This is a genomic window from Aromatoleum sp. (assembly GCF_032027225.1).
Lineage (GTDB): Bacteria > Pseudomonadota > Gammaproteobacteria > Burkholderiales > Rhodocyclaceae > Aromatoleum.
Genome location: NZ_JAVSMM010000003.1, coordinates 117,560 through 129,129 on the forward strand (window position 1 = coordinate 117,560; position 11,570 = coordinate 129,129).

Genomic DNA, 11,570 nt, shown 5'->3' on the forward strand with positions numbered 1-11,570 from the left:
TTCCGCACGCTTTTTTCTCCCGGATTTTCGCCGCTCCCGATGTCGTCCCGTTTGTCGCACCGTTCCCAGCCTCTTCCGGAAAAGATCTCGCTGCTGCTGCAGGAAGCCCGCTGGCTGATTCTCGGGGTGATGTCGCTGTACGTCGGCCTCGTCCTGCTCGGCTACAGCAAGGCCGACCCGGGGTGGTCGCACGCCGCGGAAGTCGCGCGGATCTCGAACCCCGGCGGCCGCTTCGGCGCGTGGCTCGCCGACCTGCTGTTCTATCTGTTCGGCGTGTCGGCATGGTGGTGGGTCGTCTTCCTCGGCTACGGTCTGGTCTGGGGCTTCCGCCGGCTGCGCAATCAGGTGCAACTCGACAAGCGCTCGTTCTTCATCGTGCTGACGGGTTTCTTCGTCGTGCTGCTCGCGAGCAGCGCGCTCGAATCTCTGCGCTTCCATTCCCACGGCGCGAGCATTCCGCTCGCACCCGGCGGCCTCGTCGGGCTCGAGCTCGGGCTGATCGTGCAGCGTTACCTCGGGTTCACAGGCGGGACGCTGCTGCTGCTCGCGCTCTTCGCGTCGGGCTTGAGCCTGTTCTCGGGGATTTCGTGGCTGTCGGTGATCGAGCAGATCGGGCTGTCCGTCGAGCGGGCGTGGGTCGCGACGCAGAACGCTTTCGGCGGCTGGCGCGACCGCAAGGCCGGCCAGCAGGTCGCGCAGAAGCGTGAGGCGGTGGTCGAGACGAAACGCCGCAAGACCGAGGCGGCACCGGCCGCGCCGCTGCGCATAGAGCCGATTGCGGCCGACGTGCCGAAGTCGCCGCGCATCGAAAAGGAGCGCCAGCAGCCGCTGTTCGTCGACCTTCCCGGGGGCGCGATTCCGCCGCTGTCGCTGCTCGACCAGCCGTCCGGCGACGTCGAGCCGCCGTCCGCCGAGTCGCTGGAATTCACGTCGAGGCTGATCGAAACGAAGCTCGGCGAGTTCGGCGTCGAGGTCAAGGTGCTCGCGGCCTACCCCGGCCCGGTCGTCACGCGTTACGAGATCGAGCCGGCGACCGGCGTCAAGGGCAGCCAGGTCGTGAACCTCGCGAAGGACCTCGCGCGGGCGCTGTCGCTGGTGTCGATCCGCGTCGTCGAGACCGTGCCCGGCAAGTCGTGCATGGCGCTCGAACTGCCGAACGCGAAGCGTCAGACCGTGCGGCTGTCCGAGATCCTGGGCTCGAAGGCCTACCACGACATGCACTCTGCGCTGACGGTCGCGCTGGGCAAGGACATCGGCGGGCAGCCGGTCGTCGCCGACCTCGCGAAGATGCCGCATCTCCTCGTCGCCGGCACGACCGGTTCCGGCAAGTCGGTCGGCATCAACGCGATGATCCTGTCGCTGCTCTACAAGTCCGAGCCGGAGAAGGTGCGGCTGATCATGGTCGACCCGAAGATGCTGGAGCTCTCGATCTACGAGGGCATCCCGCACCTGCTCGCACCGGTCGTGACCGACATGAAGCACGCGGCGAACGCGCTGAACTGGTGCGTCGTCGAGATGGACAAACGCTACAAGCTGATGGCTGCGGTCGGCGTGAGGAACCTCGCCGGCTTCAACAAGGCCGTCGCCGACGCCGCCAAAACCGAGAAGCCGCTGACGAACCCGTTCGCGATCAACCCGGACAACCCCGAGCCGCTCGAGCATTTGCCGCACATCGTCGTGATCGTCGACGAGCTCGCCGACATGATGATGGTCGTCGGCAAGAAGGTCGAGGAGCTGATCGCGCGGCTCGCGCAGAAGGCGCGTGCGGCGGGTATCCACCTGATCCTCGCGACGCAGCGGCCGTCGGTCGACGTCATCACCGGCCTGATCAAGGCGAACGTGCCGACGCGGATCGCGTTCCAGGTGTCGAGCAAGATCGACTCGCGCACGATTCTCGACCAGATGGGCGCCGAGGCGCTGCTCGGCATGGGCGACATGCTGTACCTCGCGCCGGGCACCGGGCTTCCCGTCCGCGTGCATGGAGCCTTCGTCGCCGACGATGAGGTGCACAAGGTCGTCGATCACCTCAAGCGCAGCGGCCCGGCGGACTACGTCGAAGGCATCCTGTCGGCGCCGGAGGAGGACGTCGAGGCGGCGCTCGGGGGCGGCGACGGTGGCGACGGCGAGGCCGATCCTTTGTACGACCAGGCCGTTGAAATCGTCGTCAAGACGCGCCGGCCGTCGATTTCGCTCGTGCAGCGGCACCTGCGTATCGGCTACAACCGCGCCGCGAGGCTGATCGAACAGATGGAGCGCGCCGGGCTCGTCTCGGCGATGGGCAGCAACGGCAACCGTGAAGTCATCGTGCCGGTGAAGGAGGGCGATTGAGCCAGTTCAAATCACGTGCCGCGTTTGCGTCGCGGCTGTTGGTCGTCGCGCTGCTCGCGGCGACTTCGGGTCTCGCGGTGGCGGCGAGCGGTGTCGCGCAGCTGCGGCAGTTCGTCGACCACGCGAAGAGTGCGCAGGGCGATTTCGAGCAGACCGTGACCTCGGCGTCCGGCCGCAAGCCGCAGCAAGCGAGCGGGACCTTCGTTTTCTCGCGGCCGGGAAAATTCCGCTGGAGCTACGACAAGCCGTACGCACAGCTCCTCGTCAGCGACGGCGACAAGCTGTGGTCGTGGGACCGCGATCTCAACCAGGTGACGGTGAAGCGGCTCGGTGACGCGCTCGGCAGCACGCCGGCGGCGATTCTCGCCGGCTCGGGCGATCTCGACCGGGATTTCGAGTTGAAGGAAGCCGGTTCGAGCGGCGGCTTCGATTGGGTGCTTGCGACGCCGAAGCTGGCGGAAACGAGTTTCGCGTCGATCCGCTTGGGCCTCGCCGGCGGACAGTTGAAGCGCATGGAGCTGCAGGACAACTTCGGCCAGACGACGCTGATCGTGTTCACGTCGCTCGTCGCGAACGCGCGGCCGGATCCGTCGCTGTTCCGCTTCCTGCCGCCGCCCGGCGCCGACGTGATCGGCGAGTGACGCGACGCGGATGGCCGATCTCTTCGATTCCGTCGAACCGCCACGCGTGCCGCTCGCCGAGCGGATGCGTCCGCGCACGCTCGACGAGGTCGCCGGCCAGCGCCACCTGCTCGGTCCCGGCAAGCCGCTGAGGCTCGCGTTCGAGTCGGGCAAGCTGCACTCGATGATCCTGTGGGGGCCGCCCGGCGTCGGCAAGACGACGCTCGCGCGGCTGATGGCGCAGGCATTCGACGCGGAGTTCATCGCGCTGTCGGCGGTGTTCTCCGGCGTCAAGGACATCCGCGAGGCCGTCGCGCAGGCACAGGCCGAGAAAGCGCGCGGACGGCACACCATCCTGTTCGTCGACGAAGTCCATCGTTTCAACAAGACGCAGCAGGACGCGTTTCTGCCGTACGTGGAGCAGGGCCTCGTCACGCTGATCGGTGCGACGACCGAGAACCCGTCGTTCGAGGTCAATTCGGCGTTGCTGTCGCGGGCCGCGGTCTACGTGCTCGAGCCGCTCGACGACGAGGCGCTCGGCGAACTTTTCGAGCGGGCGCTCGGCATGTGCTGCCCTGATCTCGCGTTCGCGGAAACGGCCCGCGAACGGATGATCGGATTCGCCGACGGCGACGCGCGCCGGCTGATGAACCTGATCGAGCAGATCCAGGTCGCCGCCGAAACCGCCGGCGTCGGCACCGTGACGCCGGAGTTCGTCGACGAGGCGCTCGCGAGCAAGTTGCGGCGTTTCGACAAGGGCGGGGAGGCGTTCTACGACCAGATCTCGGCGCTGCACAAGTCGATCCGCGGCTCGAACCCCGACGCGGCGCTGTACTGGTTGTGCCGGATGCTCGACGGCGGCGCGGATGCGCTGTATCTGGGGCGCCGCCTGGTGCGCATGGCGGTCGAGGACGTCGGTCTTGCCGACCCGCGGGCGCTCGAAATCACGTTGAACGCTTGCGCGACTTATGAGCGGCTCGGCTCACCGGAAGGCGAACTCGCGCTCGCCGAGGCGGCGATATTTCTCGCCTGCGCCGCGAAGTCGAACGCGGTGTACAACGCCTACAACGCCGCGCGCAAATACGTCGCCGGCGACGTCTCGCGGCCGGTCCCGATTCACCTGCGCAACGCACCGACGCGGCTGATGAAGGAGCTCGGTTATGGCAAGGCGTACCGGTACGCGCACGACGAGCCCGAAGCGTACGCCGCCGGCGAGTCGTATCTGCCGGACGGCATGGCGCCCCCGGGGTGGTATCGGCCGACGCCCTACGGCCTGGAAGCGAAAATCGCTGCCAAGCTGGAGCATCTGCGCGAACTTGACGAGCGCGAGCTTGCCCGTCGCGGGAACGACTCGGGCAAGCCCTGATGCGCCGGGGTTCAGTGCTTTCAGTGCGTCAGCGGGTGATCCGCCATGAATCGGGCGCAGGCGCTCTTTGCGCGCTCGGCTCGGTCGGTCTCGCCGCGCTCGGTCGCGCGGGCGACAAGGTCCTGCATGTAGTTGGTCAGCATCAACACCCCCTCGGGTGTCTGGACCATGCCGCAGACGACCTGGGCCGCGGCGGCGTCGGGAATGCCCTCATGTTCGGCAAACAGCGCAATTTCGTCGTCAGTCAGATCGCAGTAATCGAGGCAATCTCTGATAGACAGCATTGGTATCTCCTCTAGTGTTGCTTCACCGTCTCTGCGGTGTCGGTATGGCCTACTAAGCTTAAGATACGTTGCGCCGAAAGCAAGGAAAGTTTCCCCATGCAACACTCGTAAACGATTGATAACGTTAATAGACTTGTGCGACGCAGGAGTTCGCTCGGTGGTCGCAAAGCCCTTTCCTTAGAAGCGCTTGGCGCGCGAAGTCGACCCGTCGCGTCAGCTTCTTCCGCTTTCTCTTTGAATCTTCAGGAATACTCATGCTTGATATCCAACTGCTGCGCAACCAGCTCGACTCGGTGGTCGCGTCCCTCGCGAGCCGCGGCGCGAATTTCGATCCGGAAGCCTTTCAGAGCCTGGAAAACGAACGCAAAACCCTGCAATCGCGCACGCAGGAACTGCAGGCCCGGCGCAACGCGTTGTCGAAGCAGATCGGAATGCTCAAGGGGAAAGGCGAGGACGCATCGGCCGTGATGGCCGAGGTCGGCGGCATCGGCGACGAACTGAAGAGCAACGAGCAGGCGCTCGCGATGCTGCTCGAACGCATCAACACGCTCGTCGCGAGCCTGCCGAACCTGCCGCACGAAAGCGTGCCGGTCGGTCGCGACGAAACCGCGAACGTCGAGATCTCCCGCTGGGGCACGCCGCGGGAGTTCGACTTCGAAGTGAGTGACCACGTCGATCTCGGCAGCGGTCTCGGCGGGCTCGATTTCGAGACCGCGGTCAAGCTCTCCGGCGCGCGTTTCGCGCTGATGAGCGGCGGCGTCGCCCGGCTGCATCGCGCGCTCGCGCAGTTCATGCTCGACGTGCACACGCGCGAGCACGGTTACACCGAGGTCTACGTGCCGTACCTCGTCAATGCGGACAGCATGTTCGGGACCGGCCAGCTGCCGAAGTTCGAGGCGGAACTGTTCTCGGTGCCGAAGGATGAAGGCCGTCTCTACCTGATCCCGACCGCCGAAGTCCCGATCACGAACATCGTCCGCAACGAACTGCTGGCGCAGGACGTGCTCCCGCTGAAGTTCGTCAGCCATTCGCCGTGCTTCCGCTCGGAGGCCGGCAGCTACGGCCGCGATACGCGCGGCATGATCCGCCAGCATCAGTTCGACAAGGTCGAGCTGGTCCGGATCGAGCATCCTGACCATTCCTGGGATGCGCTCGAGGAGCTGACGGGCCATGCGGAGGCGATCCTGCGCAAGCTCGAACTGCCGTATCGCAAGATCGTCCTGTGCACCGGCGACATGGGCTTTTCGGCGGCGAAGACCTACGACCTGGAAGTCTGGCTGCCCGCGCAGAAAACCTATCGCGAGATCTCGTCGTGCTCCTGCACCGGCGCTTTCCAGGCGCGCCGGATGCAGGCGCGGTTCAAGAGCGCCCAGGGCAAGAACGAGCTCGTGCACACGCTGAACGGCTCCGGCCTCGCGGTCGGCCGCACGCTCGTCGCGGTGCTCGAGAACTACCAGCAGGCGGACGGCTCGGTCGTCGTGCCGACGGCGCTCGTGCCGTGGATGGGCGGCATCGAGGTGCTCGAGCCGGTGCGCTGAACTGGCTGCCACCGTGCGCGTGGGGCGATCGAGCGGGAGAGGGTGAGGACCGGCTGGCGCGTTCCGGCCGGCTCCCGCGGGTCGTTCATTCGACGGCGCGGGTCGCGATTTTCGCGCTCGTTCCTGCGCTTCCGTCGTTCGCGAGCTTCAGCCGGAAAGGCTGCAGCGGCGGCGAGTAGGGCGCTTCGAGGCGGACGAGGATGCCGTAGTAGTTACGGATGTTCTCGGTCATGATCACCGCTTCGCCGCCCCGCGCCGCGCCCGCCTTGAGCCGCGCCGCGTATTCCGGCCTCGAAAGCAGCGGCAGTACCCCCTTCATGTCCCACCAGTCCGTGTCGTCCTTGCCAAGCCGACGGGCGATCGCGCGCGCGCCGTTCATGTGCCCCATGCCAAGGTTATACGCGGCGGCGGTCATCCAGCCTCGGTCCGGCTCCGGGATCTCGTCGGGCAACTGGTCCCTGAGCATCGAGAAATAGCGGGCGCCGCCGAGTATGCTCCCGCGAGCGTCGAGGCGGTCGGCGACGCCCAGGCGATCGGCGGTCTCGGACGTCAGCATCATCATGCCGCGCACGCCGGTCGGCGACGTCGCGAGCGGATCCCAGTGGGATTCCTGGTACGCCAGCGCCGCGAGCAGGCGCCAGTCGATCCCCGTCTGGGCTTGCGCATCATGGAAGTGTGGGCGTAGTGCGGCAGCCGGCCTTGTATGCGCCCGAGGAAGGTCGTCACGTCGGCGTCGTTGAGCCGGCGGATGTGACCGAAATAGCGGTCGCCGAGGCGGGCCAGCAGCTCGTTCGCCTTTGCATCGTCGAGAAACGCATCGACTTCGCTGCCGAGTTCGCGCGCGTCGAGGGAAACGGCCCACGCGATCGAAGCTTTCAGCGGCAGGTCGTAGGCGATGCCGAGCGACGGCTCCGTCTGGGCGGCCAGCGCGTAATGTATCCGGTCCGTCGCGACGAGGTCGTGCTTGCCCTGCGCGAGCTCCGCGAGCAGCACCTCGTCTCCGCTCCCGCTCGGAAGATGAAGATCCAGCGCGGGCAGACGCTTGCGGATGCGGTTGAGCTCATCGACCGCGGGCGAGCCGCGGCGGACACTGACGGTGCGTCGTGCGAGGTCGGCTTCCCTGCCGATTTCGGCGCCGTCCGCGCGTCCGGCAAGGACGTAATCCACTTCGCGCAACGGGCCCGACCACTTCAGCGGAAGACGATCGTTTCGCGCGAGCGCAGCCGCAGCCAGATGCACTTCGCCTCGCACGACGGCATCGAGCGCGCGCGCGCTGTCGGGGTAGACGACGAAGCGCACCGGCACCCCGAGCCGCTCGCCGAGTTTCTTCAACAGGTCGTATTCGAACCCCGATGCCTGCCCGTCGCCGTCCTCGCGGTACGAGATTGCATCGGGCCGGGTGGCGATCCTCAGCTCACCGAGTGAACGGAAGTCGCGAATGCGACTGGGGGTCTCGCCGGGCAGGCAACCCGAGAGGAAGAACATCAAAAGAATCAGCAGGACGGGCCGCAAGAAGGGTCTCCGCAAGGCAAACCCGCGGATTTTGCGCGAAGCCGCAGGCGCGGAGCAATCGACAGCGGTCGATGAGCGCGCGAAAAGAGAAGTTTCTTGTTGTTTATTGGAAAACCGCTGATATAATGCGCCCTCTCGCAAGTCGGAAGACCTGCGGGCGCGGAGAGGTGGCAGAGTGGTCGAATGTACCTGACTCGAAATCAGGCGTAGGTGCGAGCCTACCGTGGGTTCGAATCCCACCCTCTCCGCCATTTTTTTGGGCGGATCTTTCAAGTTTCGCCCGTACCGTCCCGGTACAGAGTCATGTGAAGCGACTCGATTCAGGCCGCGGGCGGTTTTCTCTTTTGATGCCGAATCGTTCCCCACGGCGGTCGCCGGAACCTCTGATGCAGCTTCATTCCAACGACCCGACCTGGCGGACGGCGCTGTCCGGCGCTCAGATCCTGTTCGTCGCGTTCGGCGCGACCGTACTCGTGCCGTTGCTGACCGGCCTCGATCCGAGTCTGGCGCTGCTCGGCGCCGGCATCGGCACGCTGATCTTCCAGTTCTGCACGAAGCGCGAAGTGCCGATCTATCTCGGGTCGTCGTTCGCGTTCATCGCGCCGATCATCTATTCGGCCAAGACCTGGGGGATGCCCGCGACGTTCGGCGCGCTGGCGGCGGCCTCGCTGTTCTATTACATCGCCGCGGCGCTGGTGAAATGGCGCGGCGTGGATTTCATCCATCGTCTGCTGCCGCCGGTCGTCATCGGGCCGGTCGTGATGGTCATCGGCCTCGGACTCGCCGAAGTCGCCGTCGAGATGGCGACGGGCAAGGCGGGCGGCGAGCAGGTGCTGCCGTATGGCGAATCGCTCGCCGTCGCGACGATCGCGCTCGTCGCGACGATGCTGACCGCGATCCGCGCGCGCCGGCTCCTGAAGTTGGTGCCGATCCTGGTCGGCGTCGCGGTCGGTTACGTCGCGTCGCTGTTCTTCGGCTTCGTCGATTTTTCGAAGGTTGCGAACGCGCCGTGGCTCGCCATGCCGCAATTCGGCGCGCCGGAGTTCAACCTCGCGGCGATCCTGTTCATGATCCCGGTCGCGATCGCTCCGATCGTCGAGCACGTCGGCGGCATTCTCGCGATCGGTTCGGTCGTCGGCAAGGATTTCACCGAGAAACCCGGGCTGCACCGGACGCTGCTCGGCGACGGCCTCGCGGTCAATGTCGTCGGACTCTTCGGCGGCCCGCCGGTGACAACCTACGGTGAAGTCACCGGCGCGGTGATGCTGACGCGCAACTACAACCCGGCAATCATGACCTGGGCCGCGTGTTTCGCGATCCTGATGGCCTTCGTCGGCAAGTTCGGCGCCTTTCTGCAGACGATCCCGATGCCGGCGATGGGCGGGATCATGGTGCTGCTGTTCGGCTCGATCGCCGGCATCGGCCTGAAAACCATCCTCGACGCAAAGGTCGACCTGATGGACCCGCGCAACCTGTGCATCGTGTCGGTGACGCTGGTGACCGGCATCGGTGGTCTCGGCGTGACGATCGGCACTTTCAGCCTGCAGGGGATCAGCCTCTGCGGCGTCCTCGCGGTGCTGCTCAACCTGATTCTGCCGAGAGCGGAAGCGCAGCGAGTTCGCGGCGCGGGGTGATTCGCCCCGGGCGGTCGGCTCGGGCGACGCGGGCGGCAGCGGTGCAGCGAAACCGGCGCGCTCCGTGCGCAGACCGCCGGCGTTTCTAGCGTCAGGGAAATGAAGAGGGCGACAGGCCCGGTCTGAGCTTCCTGGCGCAACGCGTTCCCGCATGCGCCTCGCCGACTATCGCAAGGCAAGGCCGAGGACGCATACCACGGCCGTTTCAGCGACCCGGCGTATCGCCGTCGGCGACGCCGAGACGGCGGGCAATCGACTCGGCGCAGTCGCGCAGCCGCGACGCCGTCGTGCCCTGCCATTCGACATCGAAGGTTCCGGAAGGCCCCATCGCCGTCAGCGCGAGCGCAATGCCGCCGCTGTGATTGAAGACCGGAACGGAAAACGCGTTGATGCCGGGGATCGGATTGCCGAGTGCCCGGGCGAGGCGATGTTCGCGTACTTCGTCGAGAAGTTCGTCCACGGCCTGCTGAGTGACGGGCAAGGTCGACACCGGAACGGCCGCAAAGCGCGCGATCTCCTCGTCGATGATCGGCCTGACCACCCGCTGCGGCAGGAACGCCGCGAAACACCGGCCGGTCGCCGACAGCAGCAGCGGTGTCATCACCGTGCCCGGGCGCATGTTGATGTGAATCTGCGTGCTGCATTCCTCGATATGCACGACGGTCGGGCCGAGGTTGCCCCACACCGCCACCGCGATGTTCAGCTGGATGTCGTCGGCGAGTTTCGGTACTTCGGCGAGCGTCGCCTTGAGCGGGTCGAGTCCGTGCAACGCGGCGAGGCCCATGTGCAGCGAGAAGGGGCCCAGCCCGTAGCGGCCGGTCGCCGCATCCTGCTCGATCAGACCCAGCTTGCCGAAGCTCACCAGATAGGGATGCGCCTTCGCCGGCGGCATCCCCGCTTCGCGCGCGAGGTCCCGCAACATCATCGGCGTGCCGTGGCGCACCAGCGCCTGCAGCAGCGCGCCGCCCACCTCGATCGACTGGATCCCGCGCCGCTCGCCGCGTTCGGCGCCGCGGCCGTCGCTCGCCGGTGCGCCTTCCCGCAGCGGCGCTTCATGTTCTCCCTCGATCGTCCCGGGGACTATCTGGGTCATCTTGCTCTCCTGAATGGCGCGGAATGGTAGCAGCTCCGACGGAGATCGTTGCCGTCGAAGGTGGGTGAAATTTAACATCAACGAAACAATTGACCATAAACAAATCTGTGACTAGGATTCGACACACCCCCTCGCAACAGGAGACAGGCTTCCATGACTACAAAGAAATTCGCCTCCCAAGCTGACCTCGAAGAGAAGCAGGTCAGCTGGGACAAACTTTCCGACAACGCCTACGCCTACACCGCCGAAGGCGATCCGAATACGGGCGTCATCATCGGTGACGATGCGGTGATGATCATCGACGCGACGGCGACGCCGGTCGCCGCGCAGGGCGTCATCGCGAAGGTGCGCGAGATCACCGACAAGCCGATCAAGTACGTCGTGCTGACGCACTACCACGCGGTGCGCGTGCTCGGCGCGTCGGGCTACAAGGACGAAGGGCTCGAGCAGATCATCGCGAGCCAGGACACCTACGATCTGATCGTCGAGCGCGGCCAGCAGGACATGGATTCGGAGATCGGCCGTTTTCCGCGCCTCTTCCAGGCAGTCGAGAGCGTGCCGGGGCTGACGTGGCCGACAATGGCCTTCAGCGGCGAGATGACGCTGTGGCTCGGCAAGCTCGAAGTGAAGATCAAGCAGCTCGGCCGCGGCCACACCAAGGGCGATACGATCGTCTATCTGCCGTCGCAGAAGATCTGCTTCTCGGGCGACCTCGTCGAAGCCGACGCCGCGTGCTACACCGGCGACGCCTACCTCGCCGACTGGCCCGCTACGCTCGACCGGCTCGCCGCAATGGAGTTCGACAAGGTCGTTCCGGGCCGCGGCCCCGCGCTGATGACGCCCGAAAAAGTCCAGGCGGGACTTGCCTATACGCGCGACTTCGTCTCGACCCTGTACCGCAGCGCACAGGAAGCAGTGGCGCAGGGAATGGACCTGAAGGCGGCGATGGCGCACACGCGCGCCAACATGGACCCGAAGTTCGCGCAGGTCTTCATCTACGAACACTGCCTGCCGTTCGACGTCACCCGCGCGCACGACGAAGCCAGCGGGATCCGCGACCCGCGCATCTGGACCGCCGAGCGCGATCAGCAGATGTGGCACGCGCTGCAGCAGTGATGCGGCGAGTCGATTGCGGCGGGCCCTGAACGGCCAGCGAGATGAAGCGGGCGCGGAAGTCCTCCTGAAGAGAGAGACG

The 11,570-nt window shown here is 66.1% G+C and carries 10 protein-coding genes and 1 tRNA gene; 7 read left to right on the forward strand and 4 right to left on the reverse strand.

Translation table 11 applies throughout. The annotated features are described in order from the left end of the window. Nucleotides 1-39 precede the first annotated feature (39 nt). The 3 genes from ROZ37_RS05360 to ROZ37_RS05370 are packed head-to-tail and all read left to right on the forward strand — an operon-like array spanning nt 40 to nt 4,314. The gene (locus tag ROZ37_RS05360; RefSeq protein ID WP_312658082.1) at nt 40-2,328 is read left to right on the forward strand and encodes a DNA translocase FtsK 4TM domain-containing protein; all 2,289 of its coding nucleotides are present in this window, start codon (nt 40-42) and stop codon (nt 2,326-2,328) included. Then, the gene (lolA, locus tag ROZ37_RS05365; protein WP_312658083.1) at nt 2,325-2,969 is read left to right on the forward strand and encodes an outer membrane lipoprotein chaperone LolA; all 645 of its coding nucleotides are present in this window, start codon (nt 2,325-2,327) and stop codon (nt 2,967-2,969) included. Before ROZ37_RS05360 ends, lolA begins: the two co-directional genes overlap by 4 nt. A 10-nt stretch (nt 2,970-2,979) precedes the next feature. Further along, nucleotides 2,980-4,314 carry a replication-associated recombination protein A gene (locus ROZ37_RS05370; protein WP_312658084.1) on the forward strand — a complete coding sequence of 445 codons (1,335 nt, stop codon included), beginning with the start codon at nt 2,980-2,982 and terminating at the stop codon, nt 4,312-4,314. A gap of 20 nt (nt 4,315-4,334) precedes the next feature. Here ROZ37_RS05370 and ROZ37_RS05375 read toward each other — a convergent pair whose 3' ends face one another. Next, on the reverse strand, nt 4,335-4,598 hold the full coding sequence (locus ROZ37_RS05375) for a hypothetical protein (RefSeq protein ID WP_312658085.1): 264 nt from the start codon (nt 4,596-4,598) through the stop codon (nt 4,335-4,337). Between the two features lie 254 nt (nt 4,599-4,852). Between ROZ37_RS05375 and serS the strand changes: the two genes are divergently transcribed. Next, nucleotides 4,853-6,136 carry a serine--tRNA ligase gene (serS, locus tag ROZ37_RS05380; RefSeq protein WP_312658086.1) on the forward strand — a complete coding sequence of 428 codons (1,284 nt, stop codon included), beginning with the start codon at nt 4,853-4,855 and terminating at the stop codon, nt 6,134-6,136. An 85-nt stretch (nt 6,137-6,221) separates the two neighbouring features. On the opposite strand, the gene ROZ37_RS05385 is transcribed toward serS, so the two are convergent. Further along, nucleotides 6,222-6,782 (reverse strand): transglycosylase SLT domain-containing protein, encoded by a 561-nt coding sequence (locus ROZ37_RS05385; RefSeq protein ID WP_312658316.1) that lies wholly within the window; start codon nt 6,780-6,782, stop codon nt 6,222-6,224. Next, nucleotides 6,695-7,648 carry a transporter substrate-binding domain-containing protein gene (locus ROZ37_RS05390; protein WP_312658088.1) on the reverse strand — a complete coding sequence of 318 codons (954 nt, stop codon included), beginning with the start codon at nt 7,646-7,648 and terminating at the stop codon, nt 6,695-6,697. Before ROZ37_RS05390 ends, ROZ37_RS05385 begins: the two co-directional genes overlap by 88 nt. 161 nt (nt 7,649-7,809) lie before the next feature. On the opposite strand from ROZ37_RS05390, the gene ROZ37_RS05395 reads away from it, so the two are divergent. Next, nucleotides 7,810-7,899 (forward strand) — tRNA-Ser (locus tag ROZ37_RS05395). A 135-nt stretch (nt 7,900-8,034) separates the two neighbouring features. Further along, nucleotides 8,035-9,282 carry a uracil-xanthine permease family protein gene (locus ROZ37_RS05400; protein ID WP_312658089.1) on the forward strand — a complete coding sequence of 416 codons (1,248 nt, stop codon included), beginning with the start codon at nt 8,035-8,037 and terminating at the stop codon, nt 9,280-9,282. Between the two features lie 205 nt (nt 9,283-9,487). Here ROZ37_RS05400 and ROZ37_RS05405 read toward each other — a convergent pair whose 3' ends face one another. Next, the gene (locus ROZ37_RS05405; protein ID WP_312658090.1) at nt 9,488-10,375 is read right to left on the reverse strand and encodes an IclR family transcriptional regulator; all 888 of its coding nucleotides are present in this window, start codon (nt 10,373-10,375) and stop codon (nt 9,488-9,490) included. A 153-nt stretch (nt 10,376-10,528) separates the two neighbouring features. Between ROZ37_RS05405 and ROZ37_RS05410 the strand changes: the two genes are divergently transcribed. Continuing rightward, nucleotides 10,529-11,491 carry an MBL fold metallo-hydrolase gene (locus ROZ37_RS05410; RefSeq protein WP_312658091.1) on the forward strand — a complete coding sequence of 321 codons (963 nt, stop codon included), beginning with the start codon at nt 10,529-10,531 and terminating at the stop codon, nt 11,489-11,491. Nucleotides 11,492-11,570: the final 79 nt, after the last annotated feature.

Coding starts and splice junctions, on each gene's coding strand:
- ROZ37_RS05360 (WP_312658082.1), top strand. CDS start 40: ATGTCGTCCCGTTTGTCGCACCGTTCCCAGCCTCTTCCGGAAAAGATC.
- ROZ37_RS05370 (WP_312658084.1), top strand. CDS start 2,980: ATGGCCGATCTCTTCGATTCCGTCGAACCGCCACGCGTGCCGCTCGCC.
- ROZ37_RS05375 (WP_312658085.1), bottom strand. CDS start 4,598: ATGCTGTCTATCAGAGATTGCCTCGATTACTGCGATCTGACTGACGAC.
- serS (WP_312658086.1), top strand. CDS start 4,853: ATGCTTGATATCCAACTGCTGCGCAACCAGCTCGACTCGGTGGTCGCG.
- ROZ37_RS05400 (WP_312658089.1), top strand. CDS start 8,035: ATGCAGCTTCATTCCAACGACCCGACCTGGCGGACGGCGCTGTCCGGC.
- ROZ37_RS05405 (WP_312658090.1), bottom strand. CDS start 10,375: ATGACCCAGATAGTCCCCGGGACGATCGAGGGAGAACATGAAGCGCCG.
- ROZ37_RS05410 (WP_312658091.1), top strand. CDS start 10,529: ATGACTACAAAGAAATTCGCCTCCCAAGCTGACCTCGAAGAGAAGCAG.